We start from the raw sequence: 22,625 nt of genomic DNA, 5'->3' as shown, positions 1-22,625 counted from the left end.
AACTGATCATTAACGCTGGGAAATTGAATGAAGCTCAAGATTGATATAGATAAAATGCAGATTAGCTAACAAATCCGCAATAACAGTCATCTATAATTATACTCAAAGGGCATAAGTTTCGTTTGAGCAGACAAGCTGCTCAACTCAGCTTTAAACGGCATAAAAAGGCAGAGAAAGGTAAATACCATGAACAGACAAAAAAATGCCGGTTTTACCGTATTAGAGATCATGATCGTTGTAGCCATTGCCTGCATTCTCGCGGCTGTAGCCGTACCTTCTTTCCAGGATATGATTGAGCGCGATCGCCTAAAACAAGTTGTCGAATCATTAAAATCCGACCTGCAATTTGCCCGTACCGAGGCGATAAAACGAAACCAGGACATCCATTTTTCAAGATCATCCGGAAACGCCGGCGCCTGGTGCTATGGTCTGAACCCCGACGCGAATTGTAATTGCGCAACACCCGGTTCGTGCGCAGTCAAAACAATATCCGGAAGTGATTTCGGTACTATTGTTAATATGGACGCCGCGGCAACCAATAACAGTACGTTTGATTTCAGGCGAGGCACTATCGGCGCTAATCGCGTTACGTTCAGCACCGACAGCTATGTTGCCAGAGTGTTTTTTAGCGATATTGGACGCGTCAGGACCTGTACGCCTCCAGTTTCCGGTAAAACGGGCCTTCCCGGCTATCCCCCCTGTTAATCTCTTTTCCGAGACAAAACAATGAAAAAACAAAATGGCTTCACGTTAATAGAAATCATGATTTCGCTGCTGCTGGGACTCATTGTATTAGGCTCGACCATCAGCATCTACGTCAATACCGTCGGCAGCAGTTCCGATACCATAAAATCGGCACGTCTTAATTATGACTTGGAATCGTTAATGACGCTGATGATTAACGATATTAAACGTTCAGGTTACTGGGGCGGTGCAATAATAGGATCGGACGGACGAACCAATCCTTTTACAACCGCAGCAACCAATATCAATATTCCTGTAACTACCTCCTGCATTCTTTATAGTTACGACGCCAATAGCGATGGCAGGCTTACACCGACTGATTTGACCGATGACGTCGATGCTAACGAGTATTACGGCTTCAAACTGGTAAACAACACGCTAAGTATGCGTAAAACCGGCACAACGACTAACAGTGCGGATTGCAGCGATGGGGAATGGGAAGAATTTGTAGACGGTAGCCAACTGACCATTACCGCATTAACATTCAGCTTTGTGCCAATGGATGTGAACGGGAATGGTAATTTTTCGGACGCGATAGACTTATCTGCCACCTCGCGCTGCCTGAACGTCACGACCGACACAGTGACCAATGCCGTCGCATGTGCAGGAGCTGTTGCCGGCGATAACATTGCCCAGAAACGCGTGGTTAATATCCAGCTTAGCGGCCGCTTAACAAGCGATGCGAGCATTACTAAGACTCTTAGAGGCACCGTAGAAGTTAGAAACAGTCGCCTTTTTACACAGTAATTCACAGGTGATCAGCATGAAAATAAAAACATCTCCCCAAAAACAACAAGGAGCGGCCACGCTGCTGACAGCGCTGATATTATTAATTTGCATCACTTTGATCGGTTTATTGACCTCTAAAACAGTGTTGGTAGAAACCCAGATGGCTGCCGATAACTACCGTACCAGCCAAGCCTCTGCTGCCGCGAACGCAGCGATGGATAGGGCCGTTGCTTATTTCAATGCCGGTGGCTTGGACCAGCGCAATAACGCAACCGGTGCCGCAACGGCCGATGGGCTTGTCGATTATACCGGCCCCGGCACCGAGCCTACTACAACCAATTGCGCAATGCCGGCGGCAACAGCTACCACTACCTTTCCTTTAACATTAACCTCGGGTGCACAAACTACCTTTGCACATTTTTATTTTGATAATACGGCAGGCAATGCTTGCGACTGCACGACCAATGACTGTATGAGCGCTACCAACATGGCACGCGCCTTGGTAACGGCCAAAGGCTGGAGCGACGATTGCACCGCTGTACGTACAATCACCCAATGCATAGGCACTTTCGATATATTCAACGGCGGCAAAGGGCCGCAACAACCTTTTATTGGTAGAGCTAGCGTAGGTGCTTTCGGTAATGCCACAATTATCAACCGCTATACCAACAGCAGCATTTGGACAGGTGGCAGCGCTACCGCTACCGGAGCGGCTTTTGCGACTTATCTACGTCCTTCCAATACAGAAATCGGCGACTACACGACAGCTCAATTAGATGCCGGCTGCTCAACCAACGCTTGTAATACGAATGCTGCCGACAATATCCAACCGGTATCCAACCGTAATGCCGGCAACGGCATCGACGTGATTGATAACGACCCTACGCTGACTACCCAAACAGCCAGTACGATTGACTTAACCACTCCGGCAGCAAACACGTTCTTCGGCATGTTTTTTGCCCAAACCAAGGCTCAAATTAGACAGGCTGCAAGCACTGCCAACCAGTTGCTTGCAGCCGGAAGCAATCTTAACGGCCTGACAGGTTTAATTTGGGTTAACGGCAATGAAACGATCAATGCCACTGATACGATAGGAAGTGCAACTAACCCTGTAATTTTAATTATTGATGGCAATTTAACTCTAAACGGCGGCGCTACGATTTTTGGCGTGGTTTACATAACGGGAACTGTAGCTATTACAGGTAATCCTGTCGTAACAGGCTCCATTGTTGCCGAAAGCCAGACGCCGAGTAGCGGGGGAGGCACACTAACCCTGATTTACAAACCCTGGGGTAACAACTATGGCGGCACACCTTTGCCCCTGCCCCCCGGGACCGGCGCAATTATCGCGGGTTCATGGAAAGACTGGTAACCACTACGAGGATATGAAAATGAAATTCACTTTTTCAGCAAAAAACAGTACAGGCATCGGCCTGATTGAAGTCTTAATAACTACCGTGGTGGTGGCGGTCGGTTTGTTATCCGTAGCTTCGCTGCAAGGCGACCTACTTGGCGACAGTCGAAGCAATAAAACCCGTGCGGAAGCACAAGCCTTGGCCAATACCAAAATCGAACAACTGCGCGATACTATCGTGCAAACTGATGCAACAAGTACAACAGGTTATACCCAATTGGCATCTTCAGCCGCTAACGAAAGCATTGCCGGAACAACCGAAACATTTACACGCAGCTGGATAGTCAGCAATCAAACCGGCCCGGTGCGCAAACAAGTCAGCGTAACCGTATGCTGGTTAGATTGCTCGGCGGAAAATACGGTCACCGTTCAAAGTGTGATTGCATTCGACGGCGTTGGCAATTCTGTACTGGCCGCTAAAGGTGCTGGGGCTGCAGCTACTACCGTTGGCGGCCCCAGCACCAACGCGAACTCGTCCGATGAAATTACCGAAAATATAAACATACCGGCATCCGCCGGCACCTTCTCAACCGGCGGCGTATATAGTCCAAGCTCTGGAGTTTTTTATATTGTCCAGAATAACATCCACAAAGGCTCCCGAGCCTACCTTTGCTCCGATGATACATTGGACCTAACTCCGTTTGAAAATAGTTTATACACTCGCAGGGCTGATTATGATGGCGACGGAAACAACGAAGCAATTTACCTTTACCAAAAAGTAACCGCAGACGGAATTGATTATTGTATTCCCAGGGTGCGCTTCAATGGCGGGGTGATCATTCCGATCCGGGGAATTGTGCATTCCGGCGCTACAGTAAGTAACAGCAACGACGCGTTGCTGGATGTCAACTTGTTTACCTTTAACGCCAACGAATCCGGCACCTACTGCGTGTTTAACCCACCAACAGGGGCTAAAAGCGCTCCTTATGTCTGTTATGTCGGCGGCAATTGCGAAAACGGTCCAAATGGAACAATAGCATCGGGCGCCACAGAACCCGACGTCACTCAGTGCCCAGACCCTGCAGTAGCCAATCCTATAGTCGGACCCGGCGGCTGGCGAGGTAAAGTCGGTTTATTGGGCGTTGCAGCTCGCGGCAATAATGTGTGCTTTGCTGAAGAAATTGCAGCCGCCCCGGCAACTCTTGATACGGCACGTAATTATTATGCCCGTCATAATCTGATTAATGAAGGTATCAACAAACCTTACGACTGCCACGATTTTTTGATTATCAACGGCAAAAATACTAATGCTCAAGTTCACTCGGAATGTGTCGCCCAGGCCAATGCGATTGGCGGCTTTACGTTGGCTTCAAAAAACATACAACGCACTATTTCATCAACAGACAATGTCTTTGATCCCAATATAGATACCACTTTCTGCGCAGTAACAGGAACCACCTATACCATCACAGGAACCATAAGCAATGCCAATAGCGCCCCGACAGTTACTGTAACCGATGGCGTCTCAACCAATGCTTGTACGGCATCAGCCTCTAGCTATACCTGCTCGATTCAAACTTCGGCAACTTCGGTCACAATTAACGGCGCTTACAATGCGGAAACAAAAAACTGCACAATATCGTCTCTTTCGTCATCGTCAACTTCGCCCACTGGCTGTACATTAACGTTTACAGCAACAACTAACCCGACTTACACGATTACTGGACATATTAACGGAACCGCAACTGCTGCAAATGCCGTTAGTTTAATCTTGTCAGGCGGTGGTTCATGCACTGTCAACAATGATAATAACGGAACATATAGCACTTATACATGCACTATCACCACTGCAACGACTACGCCCAGCGTCACATTGACGCCTGCCATTACAACAGGCGGTACTGTTACGCCTAATACGGCACAGACAATCACATTAACCGCTCCAGCATCAGGAACAACGGCGACCCAGACAGGACCGGATTTCACAGCAACTATGGCCACAACTTATACCATTAGCGGTTCGATCCGCATCGGTAATAACGTCAGCCTGACAACAGTCACTGTAGCTGTGGATACAGGATACGGAACATGTACTTTAAGCGGTACTCACGCCCAGAATACAAACGACAGCTATAGCTGTACGGTACCGGCCGGAACCAATTATTCACCCTCAGTGACTAATCATTTATCGATTACTTTGAGTTCTGCATGTACGACCGGCGGAGGCAGTAAGAAATACCAAATAACGGACGGTTCGACAACGTCGCTGGGAACAGGAATTCTGATAATTAATCTGGGCGTCGTATCGGGAAATATGACTAAAACCATTGATGTCACAAAATCGACTACAAACTGCTAATCGGCAAAGCAGTTTGTCATTGCGTTTGAACGATGCCCCATCCTTGAAGCTAAGCTGAGCAGCTGGCCTGCTCAAACCCTGCTTATGCTCTCGGGCATAAACAGCCGTTCAATCCCTCTTCGGACTGAGCGGCTGTTTATATTTTGGTTACGGTGATTTGCTATTGATGACTGACCATAATCAAGACGTGAAGCCAAGCTTCCGACGCTGCTTCCTCAAGCGGAAATTAGGAACTAGCGAAACCGATAATCTACCGCCAAGTCGGAAATACCTAATCATTGCCCTTCCCTGTCCCGCCATCTTTCAAATTCACCAGCAATCCGGAACTATGACTCTCCGACGCTTTATTTAGCAAAGGCGCCAGCGTCGGTTCCAGGAACTTGATGATTTGTACAGGCAGTGAACTGGTAAAATGATAGCGTTCGGCGTCCGCCCCTGCTACATAGGCTGTAATGACGCCAAAAAAGCGTTCTCCAAGGAAAAACGTAAACGTGGCCGCGCGGCTGATGAATATCGAATCAATCAAACGTCCGCCTGGCCCCCATATCTCACGGCGATGATCCCCGGTTCCGGTTTTACCGCCGACCGACAACGGCTTACCGTCAGCACTTTTATAAACGCCTTTAAGCCGCCCTGCCGTTCCTGCTTCGACGACGCCGATCAGCGCACTACGCGCTGCTTTTGCCACTTCGTGCGCAAGCACTTGCTGGCCTTGCTCAGGCGCTTTATCCATCACTGTTTCATAAGGTGTTGCCTGGGCATAATGCAAGCTGTCAAACCGGACTGTCGGCAACCTTAAACCGTCATTGCGAAGAATACCCATCAGCTCCGCCAATGCCGCGGGCCGGTCGCCCGACGCACCGATCGATGTCGCGTAAGAAGGTGTTAATGAACCGAACGGATAGCCCAAACGGTCCCATGCGGTATGAATCTGCTTAAAAGCTTCATCTTCCAGCAAAGTCATAATGCGCCGTTGCTGGGCATTTTTCCTGCTGCTTTTAAACAGCCAGCGGTAAACATCCTGGCGCTGTTCGGTGCTGGCAGCGACTACTTCGGCACGCGTCGCGTCGGGATGATGAACCAAATAACCAACCAGCCATAATTCAAGGGGATGGACTTTGGTAATAAAACCTTGATCTTGCAAGTCGAAATTCGCAGGCGAATATTTCTGGTGAAGTTGTTCGATATCCTCGTCATTCAGCTTAGTAGCCGATAAATGCGCACTCAGATAGCTGCTAAGCGCATTGGTATCTGCGTCAGGGTAAACCGCCTGATAAAGCATGGTCAGGCGCGACGGTTTGGCAAAAACGCGCTGGGTCAGCAATTCCATGATTTCGTCGGCCGGTTTACCGTGGTATTTATCGTAGAAACGCCTTAAATAAACCAGGCCTTCCTTGTCCGCAAAGCGCTGCAGATATTCCATGCGCCGCGGGTCATCGGGAATCTCCAACCATCTTGCGATGCCTTCAGGTTTATAAAGATGATGATAAACCAGCTCGCGCATTAAACGGATGAACACCAAATTGACCGAGTCGCGTAATGCGTCCCGGACCGACATGATCTTGGAATTCTCATACGGCGTGAAATTACTAAAAGTATGCACGCCTCCGCCGGTATAGAAACCTTCATAAGGACTGGCCGAATAACGCCGGTCAAGGGCTTGGTTAAGCAATCCTTCCAGGCTTATTTGCCGGTTCGCGCGCAACTGGCCGATAACCCAGGCCGATAAATAATCGCGCGGATGCAATTCGACGCGGTTCAATTCTTGCGCCGGCTTGTCTTTATATTCCTGGTAGAGTTCCGCAACCAGCTCCAAATAATGCACCATGGTTCTCAACTTGGCGGTTGAGCCGAGATCAAGCCGTATGCCTTCGTTAATATCGAGCGGCTGGTCATAATTATCGGTTTGGATGCGCAACAAATTGCCTTTTTCACCGCGTTCGAACAGCATCAAGCTATAGACTATCGGCGCAAGATTAAGATCTTCATTCAGCATGTGAAAGCCGACTATGCCCGCCGCGCGTGCTTTATCCGGCTCGTTTAGTTGCCGTAAAGCATGAGTGACTGCTTGTTGGGTGTGGTAATCAAGCGTTGTTTTAACGGTTAAATCCAGACGATCCAATTCGTAGTTGGACTTTACGCCCAGCGTTTTAGCAAGCCGGGTGCGCAATACGTTCTGTGTCTTTTGTTCCGCCATGAATTTGGCCGGTATCTGCTCTGTTTTAGGCAAGCGAATGGTGGACACTTGCAGGGCCGCATCCCTAAGCGCTGCGGAAATAACCCCCTGTTCGGCCAAAATGCGCAGATAGCTGTCGGTGAGCTTTTGCAAAGCGTCATATCCGGAGCCTAAAAGATAGGAAGGCCGTCTTTGCGACAACAAAATGCTCAGCACTTGCCGGTAAGCTTTTGCCTGTTGCGGAGTGACAGGCTCAGCCGGATTGACCGCTTTCGGTTCCACCGCTCCCTTGGCGCCGGCGCCATTCAAGACAGCCGGGCTAAGCAGTTGGTTAACTTTGTTAAAGTCGGCGCCGAACCAAGCTGCCAAACCATCGCCCAAACCGTGTACTTCACCTAATTTTGCAGTCGCCGCAAGCGGCATCGAGTTTAAATAAGTAAGGGCGATTTGCCGTCTCATTTCACGCGTATCGGGCCCTAGTAAATAGGCGCGTATCGACGCGCTCGCCATTTGACGAAGCTTTTCAAGCATCGATTCGGTATAGCCATCCGGCGAATGGCGATATTTTTCCATCTGCGTAGCCAGGGTACTGCCGCCCGGCACGTTAATATCCGCCCCCAATTTTCTCGCCATCATCTGCAATGCGGCAAATCCTAAGCGATCCCACTCTACTGCCGGATTGATATTTTTATGATTTTCGTCAAGCAACTCGCGATTTTCTATAAACAGCAAGGTGTTTAAAATCAGCGGTGGAATGGAATTAAAATCGGGATAGCCGTGGGTGGGATAAACTGCGCTAAATAAGGTTTGATCGGCCTGATCGACAATGCGAAGACCGGTCCGGGTTTTTTCTTGATAGATAGGAAACAAACCGTAATCATCGACTAGACGGCTCATCATCGGCGAGATAGATGCTTGGGTTGTTACGCTATAGCCAGACTTTTCGAGACGATTAATCTCGTCCGACAGCAGCGTATAGCCCAAGCGCTGATCGTAAGGACCATGATCCGGATAACGTATCGTCGGACTGTGGCCCGGTTTCAATTCGGAACTTAATTGTTTACTTATTGCCGACAGGTAGCGGGCCTGATATTTAGAGGTTTGTACCTCTCTTTTCACCAATGTTGTAACCGCTATAGCAATTACAGCGCATCCAACCAAAATATAAAGAAGCAGTATCCGCGAGAGCGCTTGTTTATGCATTTTCATTAGCGGATATTGGCCTCAAAACGAACTCCCGATCTTTTCATTACCGGACTGCTCAAGCATTCTGCTTTCGGTATTAACATCAAAATAATTAAATCTCTTTTTCGGTTAGTATTGAAAATATATACAAGAAGCACATTCGATTCCCGATCGGTTCCGCTTCAGCAATAGATCCTGTGTAGCTATCGATAGTCCAGGCCGGGCTTTAACTCCGATGCAGCCTTAAAGCCTCTGTTATGGATGCTTCAAACCGCGCCACTCTTCATATTATAAGCTATCCATTGCACCGTTAATCGGTATCGCATCCATGAAATTATTGAGAGGGTCTGGCAGCGTAGCAATGTGCCGGGAAAAAACTTAAGGTAAAAAACCGCGCTTATAATCAACTTTACGTACGGTTCTTTATTATAACCTTACGCGAGAAACAATGGTAATCGGAAGGAAGCTTGTCAAGACGTCTTCTTTACTTCTCATTAAATTTTTACATCAAATAATTGCAACGTTACAATGGCTGCAATTATCGAGCTTTATTTATCCTTAAATCAATCCTTCCCAAGCTGCGTCATCGCCACTATTCAAGAATCTGCATGTCCGAATCTTATACCCGCTTTCGCGACATATCGGTCAGCGAAAGAATTTTAAATACCGTATTTCTGCTAACTATAGGGCTAGGCTATCTGGTTGCGTTGGCCAATCTGTATTACACCCATCAAGGCCACGACGGTGTAGCCGGCTTGTCTATGGACGATGTAATCATTAATTATCACGGTTCAAACGACCAAACCCGCTTGGGATCTGCGATTAACGGCATCATGGAACCCAACCTGAAATATAAAAACGATAAAGATGTGATCTTGCAATGGATACAGCATGGCGCCGATGAACCGGAATATAACGAAAAAATTGCCTCGATATTAAACCGCGACTGCACCTTGTGCCATACGCCAAGCATTAACCCTTCCCTGCCCGATTTAACTAATTATGCCGGCGTATCCGAAGTGGCGCATACCGGCGGCGCATCATATCCCCGCTTAATCAGGGTTTCCCATATCCACTTATTCGGCATTGCGTTTATCTTGTTTTTTATCGGCAAGATATTCCTGCTTTGCGACATCAACATTATCGTCAAAAGGGTTGCTGTCGTAATACCGTTTATCGCGATGCTGCTGGACGTCCTGTCCTGGTTTATCACCAAATCGATTCCATCGTTCGCCTATGTGGTCGTCGCCAGCGGCGCATTAATGGGCATTTCAATGGGGATGCAAATCTTGCTCAGTATTTACCAGATGTGGTTTTATCCGAGGAATAAAGGCTGAATCATGGCAACAAACCTACTATTTCTGGTGCCACCTCACAGCTAACCATCAATTAATTTGATGCTTGGCGCCCCCTAAACAGTCCATCTACCGGTTCATGCATAATTTCGCATCATGAGCATTATAAAAAAACTTGCCTCGCAGACGGCAATCTACGGCCTCAGCAGTATTTTCGGCCGCTTCCTCAACTACCTGTTGGTGCCGTTATATACCTATTATTTCACTGCAGCCGAATACGGCGTAGTATCGGAATTTTACGCCTACGCCGGATTTTTCTCAGTGTTGCTGTTATTCGGATTTGAAACCGGCTACTTTCGGTTTCGGGATAAGGAACACCCCGATCGCGATGTCGCCTATTCCACCGGGCTGATATTCGTCGTGCTGATCAACCTAAGTTTTTTCGCGCTGATACTAATGGTCAACTCACAGCTTTCGGCTGCGCTAAACTACGCCAACCACCCTGAATATGTATTGTGCTTTAGCATGATTCTAATCATGGATGCGATTGCCGCGATCCCGTTTGCCCGCCTACGCGCGGAAAACAAGGCATTTCGTTTCGCCGGCATAAAAATATTCGAGATACTGGCGACAGTGCTGCTAAGCCTGTTTTTCATCGTTTACTGTCCCAAGGTCTACGCGGAAAACCACGAGTCATGGATAGCGCCAATCTATAATCCCGCCATCGGTATCGGCTATATTTTTATTGCCAATTTAATGGCCAGCGGCTTTAAATTTTTACTGCTTGCACCACAGTTATCCGGCCTTGCCTGGGGCTTTGACCGGGTATTGTTCGGCCGGATGATTCGCTATTCGTTGCCGATGGTGGTGATCGGTTTTGCCGGGATTATCAACGAAATGCTCGACCGCGCGCTGCTAAAATACTTGCTGCCTTATGACTCGCACACTAACATGAAGATGCTGGGGATTTATAGCGCCTGTTACAAGTTGTCGATTTTGATGTCGCTGTTCATTCAAGCCTTCCGTTACGCAGCCGAACCGTTCTTTTTCGCTTACGCGGACAAAAGCGATGCCCGCCAAGTGTACGCTGTAGTGCTGAAGTTTTTCGTTATTTTCTGCGTGTTCATATTCCTGCTGGTCAGTTTATTCATCGATTTCTTTAAATATTTTGTCGGCGACGAATTCCGTAGCGGTCTTGAAGTCGTTCCGATTCTGCTGATGGCCAATCTATGCCTCGGCATTTATGTTAACCTGTCGATCTGGTATAAACTGACCGACCGCACATTGATGGGAGCATTCGTATCCTTAGCCGGAGCGGCACTCACTGTCGCGCTCAATGTCTGGTGGATACCGTTGCTCGGCTATCTAGGTTCGGCCTGGGCAACGCTGGCCTGCTACAGTAGCATGGCTATCGTCTCGTATCTACTGGGACAAAAATATTATCCGGTCAATTACGACGTCAAACGCGTGATCGGTTATATCGGACTTGGCATCGGCTTATATTTTGCGTACAACCAATTATTGGTGACTATCGATTGGCAGCCGTGGCTATTAGCCGGCGCATTAATGCTGCTGTATCTGCTGATTACCGCATTATGCGAAGGCCGTCAGTTGCGCAAGTTGAGTTAAGCAACAACCTTAAACCGTAATTTTTATCAAACCGGCACATTGCCTTATTCCTGCATCCATGCAGTCTACCGAATTTATAAATTATGACTAATAATATGGAAGTCAAAGCGCGCCTTATCGGTGGTTTCATTTTATTGCTGCTGGGCGGTTGGGTTTTGCACAGTTTCTTGGCATTACTGGTTTGGGCTGTGGTACTCGCCATTACGACTTGGCCGATTTACCAGCGCCTGCTGGCCTCCAGTCAATTGCACGGCAAAGTGACTTGGGGAGCTTTACTGCTGACGCTGCTGATCGGTGCGGTTATCCTCGTTCCACTGGGCTATGGTTTAAGCCGCTTGCTGAATGAGGCACAATCACTGGGACAAATCCTGGCCGAAGCGCAAAAATCCGGCATCCCGCCGCCGGTTTGGCTGGAGACCATTCCGATGATAGGCCACTGGGCAAAAGACGCCTGGATGAACGCATTGGGCGATCCGGTTGTAGCCAATGAATCGTTGCATTGGCTGGGCACGGGCGGCGCTATCACTTACACCAAAAATCTTGCCAGCCAGCTTTTGCACCGTTTCTTCGGTTTTTTACTGACTTTGTTGGTGCTGTTTTTCGTTTATCAACACGGTACGCGGCTGAGTCAATACGTGCTGGCCAGCAACCGGAAACTGTTCGGCGAAATCGGCATCCGCTATGCGATTCACGCCACAGCGGCGGTGCGCGCCACTGTTAACGGCTTGGTGCTGGTCGGCTTGGGCGAAGGTTTACTGCTGGGTCTAGGCTATGCGTTAGCCGGATTAAGTCATCCTGCTATATTGGGCGCATTAACCGGCGTTTTTGCGATGATACCGTTCGCAGCCAAACTGATTTTCGGCGGCTGTTCATTGGTGCTGATCGCGGAAGGTCATACCGCCGCGGGAGGTACTTTGCTTGTGTTCGGGATAGTGGTTATACTGCTGGCCGATAATTATGTACGCCCCAGATTAATCGGCGGAGCAGTTGAGCTGCCGTTCATTTGGACGCTACTCGGCATTTTCGGCGGTTTGGAAAATTTCGGTTTACTGGGCTTATTTTTAGGCCCCACCTTAATGGCGGTATTAATATCAATCTGGCGTGACTGGGTTGCCGATATGAATAAATCCGGAACCATTGCATGGGCGGACGATATTGAGGACAGCAGCCCGCTGGAATTGGAAGGAATTACCGAGGCGGAATTAACGCCAAGTCCATCTCCGGCAGAATTTAACGACGGGCAATAAGCGCATTTTTACCCCAAGGGCATAAGTTTCGTTTGAGCGGACAAGCCGCTCAACTCAGCTTTATAGCCAAAGGCCATAAGTTTCGTTTGAGCGGACGAGCCGCTCAACTCAGCTTTATCGCTACAGTTTTTCATCATTATGTCGATTTAGTGGTGAAGCGCTCTGGCAACCAAATACTTTTTAATCCAAAATTCCGTCCATCTCAACTTATTAAGTAGAACTGCTGATAGATTGGAAATCTTAAAGTCCAGATAATAGCCTTCATTTTATGTTATTGCCTTTGGCAAATAACTCCATAATCACCGAAGGAGGACTCGCAACATGAACCTCTATGATTTACGACACAGATCCCGCAGGTCGTCAATGACGCGACGCATAGCCGACAGGCGCAAAATTCCTTATCCGTTTGGGTCGCCGGAATGGGTGGAAAACATAAAAAATTATTATCTGGCTTGGCCGAAAGAGAATCGCCGGAATATGAGCAGGCGTAGCGATGAAAGACGCGCAATCGAACGCCGGCAACTATCGCTCTCGGAACAACAGCATTCCGAACAAAAACACTCTCCTATCCTGCTTACGCAAGAAGAAAGAAAGCTGATTGAAGATTTATATCTGAACGACCATTTCGATTAGCTGAGTCACAAGACAAGGGACTATCCCCTACCTTGACGACTTTTCGGCAAAAGTGCCGGATAGCATCTGCTTGGCTATTGCAGACGCTATCTCCTTATAATCAGTTTTAGCCCATGCCGGGCGGTAAGAACGGTTGGCCCCGCAATTATTTCTTCAAATTGCCTGCGTGCAATCCGCATTCTTTTTTTGCGCCGGACTCCCACCACCAGCGCCCTACCCTTTCATGTTGATTAGGCAGCACGGGCCGGGTGCATGGTTCGCAGCCTATGCTGATAAAGCCTCTCTCGTGTAATTCGTTATAAGGCACTTGATAAGCTTCAATATAATCCCAGACTTGCGCCGAACTCCAATTGAGCAACGGATTAAATTTAACCAGCTGATGCTCGGCATTAGAAAATGCGCTATCTATCTGCACTTCGGGAATATCTTGGCGGGTATCCAGACTTTGGTCCTTGCGCTGGCCGGTAATCCAGGCATCCAAATGGGCCAGTTTACGCTTTAACGGTTCCACCTTGCGAATACCGCAGCATTCCTGATGTCCGTCCTCATAAAAACTGAACAGGCCTTTGTTTTTAACGAAGCTGTCCAGCACGTCCCGGTCCGGAGTCAATAATTCGATATCGATTTGATAATGCTTCCTGACTTTTTCTATAAACCGGTAAGTTTCGGGATGCAAGCGCCCGGTATCCAGAGAAAAAACCCGGATATCTTTCCTGATCGCCACGGCCATATCGATTAACACGACATCTTCCGCACCGCTGAAAGAAATCGCAATATTATCGAACAGCTCCAATGCTTTTTTCAGAATGATACGGGGATTTTTTTGACTCAGCTCGGTTTGTAGCTGCTCTATATTAAATGTGTTCATAATCTGTTTTCCTTATTGCCAAGCCTTGTAAGCTTATGCAGGCCTGTGCCCTGGAAGTTGTTAAGTTACGCTTGCAAAAAATATTGCTTCAAAAAATCGTCAAAAGGAAGCTGTTTTTTACGTTCTATTTCTTGTTGTTTGTCATGCGATAGCACCGCCATTTCGTCAAACTGCTTTGCCTTATCCTTATCCAATCTATTGGCCTTAAAATACCGCTCATGCTCGATGGACGTATTAAGCGCGAAGCGCGCGAATGGCTGGCGAAGCTGCGTCATCTGTTCCAGCATTCGCGCCGATGCGGTCAAATCGGGATTTTCAACCAGGCATTGCTGTTTTTCCAAGGCGGAACTGTAAACTTTTTCAGCATTATCTTGATCAAGAATTGCACAAACCGCTTGTATCGATTCAAGAATTTCAGCAGCCCAATCCTTTAGAAGAATTCTTTGATTGTTTTTATTAAGCACCAAACCCGGTTTCCGGCCGAAATTTGCAACCGCCAATTGATTGGCATTGTTAACCTGCTGCTCCTGGTCCGACGTTTCCGGACTGTCCTGCAATAGGCAAGTCAGCAATAAAGCTTCAATGAAACGGGCCTTATCTTCATCGATGCCGATAGGATCAAACAAGTCCAGATCCAATGATCGCATTTCGATATAACGAACTCCGCGGCGTTTAAGAGCCAAAGTCGGTTTTTCGCCGGACTGGGCAATCTGTTTAGGACGCATCGTGCTGTAAAACTCGTTTTCAATCTGCAAAATATTGCTGTTCAATTGCCGGTATTCGCCGTCAACCAATGTACCGATTTTTTCATACTCAGGATAAGGCGTGTTAATAGCCGCACTCAAACTACTGACATAGCCGTCTATCGAGTTGTAATCGATTTTCAGGCTCGCCTGGTTTTTGCTCTTGTAGCCGATGTCACTCATACGCAGCGAAGTCGCATAAGGATGATAAAGCGTACCGTTGTCGAACTCTTCAAATTGCGTCATTAACGCCGGACGACTGTTGAAGAAATTTTTACAAATAGCCGGCGATGCGCCGAATAAATACAGGATTAACCAACCCATGCGCTGGAAGTTCCTGATTAAGCCAAAGTAAGCGTCGGCAGTGAATTGCTCCAAACTCAGCGAGCTGTTTCTTTGTTTATGCAAAACCGGCCACAGCGCTTCCGGCACTGAATAATTAAAATGAATCCCGGCAATAGACTGCATCGTCCTACCGTAACGGTGCCATAAACCGTGCCGGTAAATATGCTTCATTCGACCGATATTGGATAACCCGTATTCGGCAATCGGAACGCTTTCATCGCCATCAATGCCGCAAGGCATACTGGCTCCCAGCAAAATTTCATTATCCAGGTGTTCGTAAACAAAGCGATGTATGTTACGTAAATAGTCCAATGAGTCTTTTACATCGGCAAACGGTGGAGTAATCAATTCGATCAAGGCTTCAGAATAATCCGTGGTGATATACGGATGTGTCAATGCGGAACCTAATGCTTTGGGATGAGGTGTTTGGGCAATGAATCCGTCTTTTGATATGCGCAGACTTTCTTTTTCAATTCCTTTCAGCCCTCCGCAAAGCAACCGCTGATGACCGCTTGCGTTCAATTGATCCAGCCGCGTTAAAAGCGTGTTATTCAAATTAGTCATAGAATGGGTACATGCCCTATGGTCCTTATAAAATCCGACCATTATAAGGGGTTTATGGGATTGAATAAATATTATCGGACATGAAGCGAATTTACTTTGGCCTCTACCGGTATCATTGCTCTCTTGCCGTCGAAGCAAAGAACGGCGAAAGTGTGAAAAAAAACACGCCATAACCTTAATTTTTATCGCCGACAAACCTAACGGATAGCATCTATAATCTTAATATTTCTATTCTCGGGTAAATCCTCAGGGAGATCGTTATGTTTGAATCGGCAGAGCTTGGACACAAAATAGATAAAGCCACCTATGACATGGAAGTTCCTAAGCTGCGCGAGGCACTGCTGGAAGCGCAAATGGACTTGGCAAAATCTCGCACATTTCCGGTTATTATTTTGATTGGCGGACTGGACGGTGCGGGCCGCGGCGAAACCGTCAACCTGCTGAACGAATGGATGGATCCGCGTTTTATTCAAACGCACGGCATGGGCGAACCGTCGGATGAAGAGCTGGATCGTCCGATGATGTGGCGATTCTGGCGCGAGCTGCCGCCCAAAGGCAAGATAGGCGTATTTCTCGGTTCCTGGTATACATGGCCGATTCTCAATCGCGTAACGGGCCGAGCCAATGCGGCTGAACTCGACCAGAGCCTGGAGCGAGCTAAACGCCTGGAAAGGATGCTAACTGATGAAGGCGCGCTGATTCTCAAATTCTGGATGCATTTATCCAAAGATAAACAGGAAAAACGCCTGAAATTGCTTGAAGAAAATCCTAAAACACGCTGGCGCGTGACCAATCGAGATTGGAAACACTTCAAGCAATACGACAAGTTCCGCGTTGTACATGAAAGCGTAATACGGCACACCAGCACCGCGGAAGCTCCGTGGACCATCGTCGAAGGCTATGACCCCAATTATCGCAGCTTGACTGTGGGCAAGGTGATTCTTGAAGCGATACGCAAACGCCTGGACGATGTCGACATCAAAACAGCAGCGATTCACGCTCCTCCGCCTCCTCTACCGCCAATTGACCAACTCGATATTCTGAAAACACTGGACCTGAACCAGAAGATCGACAAGAAAAAATACAAGACTGACCTGGAAAAATATCAGGGTAAGCTCGCCTTGCTGACCCGTGAAAACAAATTCAAGGACATCACCGTCATCGCGATATTCGAAGGCAACGATGCCGCCGGCAAAGGCGGCGCAATCCGCCGCGTCACCAGCGCGCTGGATGCGCGCTGGTATAATATTATTCCGATTGCCGCGCCTACCGAAGAAGAGCTAGCCCAGCCTTATCTGTGGCGTTTTTGGCGGCATATTCCCAGACGCGGCAGGATAACTATTTTTGATCGTTCCTGGTACGGACGCGTATTAGTTGAACGCGTTGAAGGCTTCTGCTCAAAAGCCGATTGGATGCGAGCTTACAGCGAGATCAACGATTTCGAAGCACAATTGGTGCGTCATAATATTGTGGTGGTGAAATTCTGGCTCGCCATCAGTAAGGATGAGCAGCTTAAACGTTTCAACGAACGCGAAAAAATCGGTTTTAAACGTTTCAAAATTACTGAAGAAGATTGGCGCAATCGCAATAAATGGGATGAATATGAACTTGCAGTCTGCGACATGGTAGATCGCACCAGTACCGAAATTGCCCCCTGGACGCTGGTAGAAGCCAATGACAAAAACTTTGCCCGCATCAAGGTATTAAAAACCCTATACAAGCATATTGAAGAAGCAATGCAAAAGGAATAACGCTATAACAACTACTTACTCTCAACATAAACATGTCGCATGTGAGCGGCCTTACCGATGTAACGGAGATCATCGGTAAGGCGTTGATCCTTATCAAGCTCGCTAAAATAAATCATGGCGGACAAAAATGATTATCTGAACCATGGGCAGAATCACATAGATAAGCAGGAGAAATACCACTTAATTTGTACCCTAATATGAGATAATGCCCTCTTTTTTCTGATAAAAGAGTTACTAAGAATACTCTCGCACGCCTTTTATCAAGTTAGACTTATAAACTGAATATTTTTACCTCAGCACCTTCCTCATCTCAAAAATAATGATAGATTCAACAACATCCGCTTCATCGGCAACCAAAAAAGCAGTCACTTGCGCAAACTGTAACTTGGATAATTTGTGCATTCCTAAAGGACTGTCGCGGTCAGAAGTGGGTGAACTCGCGTTGCTGGTTAATCGAAACAATATACGTCAAAAGGGTGAAGCCATATATCATGCCGGCAGCCCGTTCAGGGGAATCATCGCCCTGCGCTCCGGCAGCGCTAAATTGCTAAGCTTCGACTCGAACGGTAACGAGCTGGTCGTTGATTTTATTCTGCCAGGAGAATTGCTGGGCTTTGACGGCGTATCGTCACAGATTCATAACTGCACAGCCATCGCATTGGAGACAGTCAATTACTGCCATTTACCGGCCTATAAAATAGAAATTTTGGCTGTCAACACCCCCGGATTGACACAAGTGTTAATGCAAAGATCCTGCGACCAATTTGACGCTCAAGTGCAAAAGATGATGCTTAGCCGCCGTTCTGCTGAAGAGCGCGTGGCTTGCTTTATCCTGCATATTTCAGATCGCCTGAGCATGCGGGGCTACTCCGAACTTGAATTCCGCCTGAGCATGTCAAGAGAAGAAATAGGGAATTATCTGGGAATCGCGCATGAAACGGTTAGCCGAATCATTCATCTGTTTCAAGCACGGAAACTGATAGAAGTTAAATCCAAACAACTGAAAATAACGGATAAAAAAGGGCTGATTAACTTCTATGCTAATTAAGCGTTAAACAGCCCAGACTTACGAGGATTTAATTGCTTCCCGCGTATTGCGCAACCTAGGTAGGCGTTAAGCGGCGCGATATACGGTAAAACCAAGACTAAGAGGGGAAGGAAGTCTTAGTGTCTATATGCTGAATTAGAGGCATCTTCAGCAATGGCTTTTGCTGTCGATTCGAACTTGTCATGCTCACTACTTTTAATCAAAACCACAGTAACAATCACGGCTAAAACAAGACCGGCTACATAAATCCAGAAATTATCTTTTTCTTGTACATCACTCATAGCAATTCTCCATCTCTTGATTAAATAGGACAATAGTTGATTTGCATCAACGCGTGGCTATTAAAACAAAATGCGGGATTTAGAAGTTGAGCCAGATCAACTAATGTTTCTTTATTGCATTTCACCTGCAATGCAGTCGAAATTAGAATAACAGTGAGTGCCATATGACAGTCCCACCGCCAAAAGCTCGGCCATTTAGACGAAAAGCGTTAGATGCAGCTTAGCCGCCAACTATCGTTAATGATGTACAGATACTTTATCGACAGCAGGCAAGCCCCAAGAAAGCGGCTCAATGGCTGCTTCAACATGCTCCTCGATGCGGTCATCCAGTTCAGTAAAGAAATCAATACCGGTTTGCGCCTCTACGCTATCGATATTAGTCAAGAACTGCGCTAACGGCTCTTTACCGCTAACAGTCTGCGGGATCAGAAAAGCCAAAGCGGTAGGTGGTTTATTCGGCGCGGTTTCTGTCAGATATATTTTAAAAAACGCATCCGGTATTTCTACCATCGGGTCTGATTTTAATCGTTCGACAGAGCCGCTAAAAACCGGCCCTGTGATGACCCATACTTTACCGAATAATTTGGCAAAATACTTTATTTCCGCCTCTTCCAAATGCTGCCAGACTTGCTGGTTAAGTTTGGGCTTTTGCGGAGTGATGTTGGTCATCAAAAAACTGTCCGCTTGTCCTTCCCTGCCGTAAAGATGGCTCATCGCATAATTCGGCGCCATGTGTCCACGGTCGTAACCGCTCTTTTGGTAACTCTCGTGGCTGACTCGATTAATGCTGCGCCAGTCGGTTTCAAAGTGATTGGGACGCTTCATAGAGGGTGTGTCTGCGATTTGATCGGTTAATGCATATTCCACCCACAACGGGTTACCGCGTAAATCGGAATAACCGAGGATAAAACCGTGATTTCGTAATATGCGAAACCAGGTATCGCTGTTTTTAAAATCGATTGGACGAGGCTCGCCCTGATATAGTAATGCCGGCCGGGCAATTTTAACTTCGTAGCCATAGCTGCCCAAACCCAAAACGAGAACGACGAGCAAGAGCATAGGATACTTAAGGCTTAGACGAAATACCCCCTGCAACAATTTAAACAGACTTAGTGAGGATGATTTCTTACGCATTGAAAGAAATGACTTACAGGAAAAAGCGTAGAGTTAATAACAAACCTCTTTCATGATGAATAAAACGGTCGGAAGTTAACGAATAGACTAAGCTATTGCTTCAGCATTAGGCCTGAACAAATAATCTTTTTTTAAACAGTGGTCCAACCATTTCTGCAAAAAATAATTTAAACGCCACTTGTAATTCATGATTTCAAGGCTTAACCCTGGGTCTTTAAAAACCTGCGGCACACCTGCTCGAGCATGGTCGCTTAGTACCTCGGCCAACTGCGCATCCAGATAAATCCTTATTTTTACCGCAGGCGCCAAAAACTCCTGCTGATTTTTATTAAAGCAATGGCTAAGTTCGACTGTCATGGTGTAAGGCGTACGCTCAATAATTTCAAGATGCAGCGTACTGTGGTGAGGTGCAAGACCAATAGCGGCTTCTTCAAATGCCATTAGGTCCGGAATTAACTTGAGTAACTTTCGGTAGTTGGATTCGCAGACCTGTTCAAGGCAGATCGATTTATTAACCGGATTTACAAAACTCATGGCCGCTATCAGCTTTCCCGGTAACAAGCGTGGGCGCTAGCGGTTTCCCACAGTACTACTTGGGCGACGTTAAAGCCGGATTCTTTGAGGTGCCGGTAAATCATCTTACTCAAAACTTCTGCGGTGGGATGTTCGTCAAGAGCAAGAAAACGTTCTTTATTTGCCGTAAGCATAGGTATGATCGGGTCATCCTTATGTAACAGGAAATTATGATCAAGAGTCTGATCTATGAACGCTTCAACGCTGTCTCTAATATCGGAAAAGTCGCAGACCATGCCTTGGTCGTTGAGTTGTTCCTGCTCTATAGAAATCGATGCCTTAACGCTATGCCCGTGTAAATTGCGGCATTTGCCGTGGTGATTCATTAATCGGTGTCCGTAACAGAAATACACCTCTTTGGTAATCGTATACATAATATAATCAGTTCCGGTAATTCAAATGAGGAACTGAAACTTCAGTCCCCTTTAATGCTTTTTATGGTTCCAGCGATTTCATAGCTGCCATCCTCTTGCTGGGTGCTTCTAATCACTTCAATAAAAGCGGTCATTGCCGGGGTCAACGTATTTTTAGGAACAACATTTATTTCCATGGCCCTGCCGGGATCGACAACCTGGCTCGCAATAAATGAAACCCCTGCCCCGCTAATTGATGAACAGCGTCCGTGGTGTAATTCATCCGAACCCGCAAACCTGTAAGTTATGTCACAGTCTATTTCCATTCGAATATAATTACGCTTCTCATCATATTCCAACATACCATTCCTCCGATCGAATTTGCAGCTGTTACGCCCGCTTGTTGAACAGCAGAGCCTTGGGCGCGAAGTTTACTATAAAAAGCATAATAATGGGCAGGATTTACAACAACATCGTCAATTGTTCTATTCCGCTGGATATTAGCCTGAATTTATGTAATATGACGCCAATTTTTTACATTTTAAATAAATAGACTTCTGAGTGAGCATCTAATGAGTAAAGCAATCGTTCTAACCGGAATTACAACTACCGGCACTCCGCATTTAGGCAATTATGTCGGCGCCATCAGGCCGGCCATTGCGGCCAGCAAGGACCCGAATGTAATGCCCTTCTATTTTCTGGCCGATTATCATGCATTGATTAAATGCCAAGAACCGGAAAGAGTCAGACAGTCCAGTCTTGAAATTGCTGCAACATGGCTGGCTTTAGGACTGGATACATCAAATGCGGTTTTCTATCGGCAATCGGATGTACCTGAAATTTTAGAACTGTCTTGGATGTTGACCTGCGTCGCGGCAAAAGGTTTGATGAACAGAGCCCATGCTTATAAAGCAGCGGTTGCGGAAAATGAGCAAGGCGGCGAGAACGATGCCGACAAAGGCATTACTATGGGCCTGTTCAGCTACCCGATTTTAATGGCTGCCGATATATTGATGTTTAATGCCAACAAAGTTCCGGTTGGTAAGGATCAGATCCAGCACATTGAAATGGCCAGAGATATGGCCGGGCGCTTTAATCATATTTACGGTGAACATTTTGTACTGCCGGAAGCGGTCGTTGAAGAGCATGCGTCGACGTTGTTGGGCTTGGACGGACGCAAGATGAGCAAGAGCTATAACAATACGATCCCGTTATTCGAGTCCGAAAAAAAGCTCAGAAAACTTATTAACAAAATTAAAACGAATTCATTGCAACCGGGCGAGCCGAAAGATCCCGAAGGCTGCACGTTATTCGGCATTTACCAAGCGTTTGCCACTCAGGCTGAAGTGGCTGAGATACGTCAACGCTATGCAGACGGTATTGCTTGGGGCGAAATGAAGCAAGTACTGTTTGAGCATATCAACGAACACCTGATTCCGGCAAGAGAGCGGTATGAGGCATTGATGCAAGCGCCGGAGCATATCGAAGAGCAATTGCAGGCAGGCGCGGAAAAAGCGCGTGCCGTCAGCGTGCCCTTTATGAAAGAGTTACGTAAAGCAGTTGGAATATCGCGAATCAATAGCGCTTTGTAGAACCAAATGCAGCGTTGCTTGG

At 47.1% G+C, this 22,625-nt stretch carries 19 protein-coding genes; 11 read left to right on the top strand and 8 right to left on the bottom strand.

Going from position 1 to position 22,625, the window contains the following annotated elements:
* The first annotated feature begins 186 nt into the window (after window positions 1–186).
* From EKO24_RS22980 to EKO24_RS01260, 4 genes are read left to right on the top strand one after another with little or no spacing between them, the layout of a single operon-like run.
* The gene (locus EKO24_RS22980) at window positions 187–705 is read left to right on the top strand and encodes a GspH/FimT family pseudopilin (protein WP_127028649.1); all 519 of its coding nucleotides are present in this window, start codon (window positions 187–189) and stop codon (window positions 703–705) included.
* Between the two features lie 21 nt (window positions 706–726).
* Window positions 727–1,491 carry a prepilin-type N-terminal cleavage/methylation domain-containing protein gene (locus EKO24_RS01270; protein ID WP_127028648.1) on the top strand — a complete coding sequence of 255 codons (765 nt, stop codon included), beginning with the start codon at window positions 727–729 and terminating at the stop codon, window positions 1,489–1,491.
* 16 nt (window positions 1,492–1,507) lie between these two features.
* Window positions 1,508–2,845: a hypothetical protein gene (locus EKO24_RS01265; protein WP_127028647.1), complete on the top strand. Its 1,338-nt coding sequence runs from the start codon at window positions 1,508–1,510 to the stop codon at window positions 2,843–2,845.
* Window positions 2,846–2,864: 19 nt separating this feature from the next.
* Entirely contained in the window at window positions 2,865–5,186 is a 2,322-nt protein-coding gene (locus EKO24_RS01260) for a PilV family protein (RefSeq protein ID WP_127028646.1), read from the top strand.
* A gap of 271 nt (window positions 5,187–5,457) precedes the next feature.
* On the opposite strand, the gene EKO24_RS01255 is transcribed toward EKO24_RS01260, so the two are convergent.
* Entirely contained in the window at window positions 5,458–8,571 is a 3,114-nt protein-coding gene (locus EKO24_RS01255; protein ID WP_127028645.1) for a transglycosylase domain-containing protein, read from the bottom strand.
* Between the two features lie 584 nt (window positions 8,572–9,155).
* Between EKO24_RS01255 and EKO24_RS01250 the strand changes: the two genes are divergently transcribed.
* The 4 genes from EKO24_RS01250 (at window position 9,156) to EKO24_RS01235 (ending at window position 13,351) form a co-directional block, all read left to right on the top strand.
* The gene (locus EKO24_RS01250) at window positions 9,156–9,884 is read left to right on the top strand and encodes a hypothetical protein (protein ID WP_127028644.1); all 729 of its coding nucleotides are present in this window, start codon (window positions 9,156–9,158) and stop codon (window positions 9,882–9,884) included.
* 114 nt (window positions 9,885–9,998) lie between these two features.
* Entirely contained in the window at window positions 9,999–11,471 is a 1,473-nt protein-coding gene (locus EKO24_RS01245) for a lipopolysaccharide biosynthesis protein (protein WP_127028643.1), read from the top strand.
* An 83-nt stretch (window positions 11,472–11,554) separates the two neighbouring features.
* On the top strand, window positions 11,555–12,718 hold the full coding sequence (locus EKO24_RS01240; RefSeq protein ID WP_241674355.1) for an AI-2E family transporter: 1,164 nt from the start codon (window positions 11,555–11,557) through the stop codon (window positions 12,716–12,718).
* 363 nt (window positions 12,719–13,081) lie between these two features.
* Complete coding sequence (locus EKO24_RS01235; RefSeq protein WP_241674354.1) at window positions 13,082–13,351, top strand: hypothetical protein; 270 nt, start codon at window positions 13,082–13,084, stop codon at window positions 13,349–13,351.
* A 145-nt stretch (window positions 13,352–13,496) separates the two neighbouring features.
* On the opposite strand, the gene EKO24_RS01230 is transcribed toward EKO24_RS01235, so the two are convergent.
* Both EKO24_RS01230 and gshA read right to left on the bottom strand, forming a co-directional pair.
* On the bottom strand, window positions 13,497–14,219 hold the full coding sequence (locus EKO24_RS01230) for a phosphoadenylyl-sulfate reductase (RefSeq protein WP_127028641.1): 723 nt from the start codon (window positions 14,217–14,219) through the stop codon (window positions 13,497–13,499).
* A gap of 65 nt (window positions 14,220–14,284) precedes the next feature.
* Window positions 14,285–15,871, bottom strand: a complete 1,587-nt coding sequence (gene gshA / locus EKO24_RS01225) for a glutamate--cysteine ligase (RefSeq protein ID WP_127028640.1) — start codon at window positions 15,869–15,871, stop codon at window positions 14,285–14,287.
* Between the two features lie 260 nt (window positions 15,872–16,131).
* On the opposite strand from gshA, the gene pap reads away from it, so the two are divergent.
* Together pap and EKO24_RS01215 are read left to right on the top strand one after the other, a co-directional pair.
* The gene (gene pap / locus EKO24_RS01220) at window positions 16,132–17,622 is read left to right on the top strand and encodes a polyphosphate:AMP phosphotransferase (RefSeq protein WP_127028639.1); all 1,491 of its coding nucleotides are present in this window, start codon (window positions 16,132–16,134) and stop codon (window positions 17,620–17,622) included.
* A 319-nt stretch (window positions 17,623–17,941) separates the two neighbouring features.
* Window positions 17,942–18,670: a helix-turn-helix domain-containing protein gene (locus EKO24_RS01215; protein ID WP_127028638.1), complete on the top strand. Its 729-nt coding sequence runs from the start codon at window positions 17,942–17,944 to the stop codon at window positions 18,668–18,670.
* 116 nt (window positions 18,671–18,786) lie between these two features.
* Here the strand turns inward: EKO24_RS01215 and EKO24_RS22605 are convergent, their stop codons facing one another.
* The 5 genes from EKO24_RS22605 to EKO24_RS01195 form a co-directional block, all read right to left on the bottom strand.
* Complete coding sequence (locus EKO24_RS22605; RefSeq protein ID WP_162853319.1) at window positions 18,787–18,951, bottom strand: hypothetical protein; 165 nt, start codon at window positions 18,949–18,951, stop codon at window positions 18,787–18,789.
* A gap of 237 nt (window positions 18,952–19,188) precedes the next feature.
* Window positions 19,189–20,010, bottom strand: a complete 822-nt coding sequence (locus EKO24_RS01210; RefSeq protein ID WP_241674353.1) for a DNA/RNA non-specific endonuclease — start codon at window positions 20,008–20,010, stop codon at window positions 19,189–19,191.
* A 162-nt stretch (window positions 20,011–20,172) separates the two neighbouring features.
* Entirely contained in the window at window positions 20,173–20,619 is a 447-nt protein-coding gene (locus EKO24_RS01205; protein WP_127028636.1) for a DUF1249 domain-containing protein, read from the bottom strand.
* 8 nt (window positions 20,620–20,627) lie between these two features.
* Window positions 20,628–21,032 carry a 6-pyruvoyl trahydropterin synthase family protein gene (locus EKO24_RS01200; RefSeq protein ID WP_127028635.1) on the bottom strand — a complete coding sequence of 135 codons (405 nt, stop codon included), beginning with the start codon at window positions 21,030–21,032 and terminating at the stop codon, window positions 20,628–20,630.
* Window positions 21,033–21,073: 41 nt separating this feature from the next.
* Window positions 21,074–21,373 carry a PilZ domain-containing protein gene (locus EKO24_RS01195; RefSeq protein WP_127028634.1) on the bottom strand — a complete coding sequence of 100 codons (300 nt, stop codon included), beginning with the start codon at window positions 21,371–21,373 and terminating at the stop codon, window positions 21,074–21,076.
* 210 nt (window positions 21,374–21,583) lie between these two features.
* Between EKO24_RS01195 and EKO24_RS01190 the strand changes: the two genes are divergently transcribed.
* The gene (locus tag EKO24_RS01190) at window positions 21,584–22,603 is read left to right on the top strand and encodes a tryptophan--tRNA ligase (RefSeq protein ID WP_127028633.1); all 1,020 of its coding nucleotides are present in this window, start codon (window positions 21,584–21,586) and stop codon (window positions 22,601–22,603) included.
* The last annotated feature ends 22 nt before the right edge of the window (window positions 22,604–22,625 follow it).

It is taken from the genome of Candidatus Methylobacter oryzae (assembly GCF_003994235.2).
Taxonomy (GTDB): domain Bacteria; phylum Pseudomonadota; class Gammaproteobacteria; order Methylococcales; family Methylomonadaceae; genus Methylobacter_A; species Methylobacter_A oryzae.
Note: the sequence above shows the minus strand (reverse complement) of the source record. Positions and strands in the feature narration are given on the sequence as shown.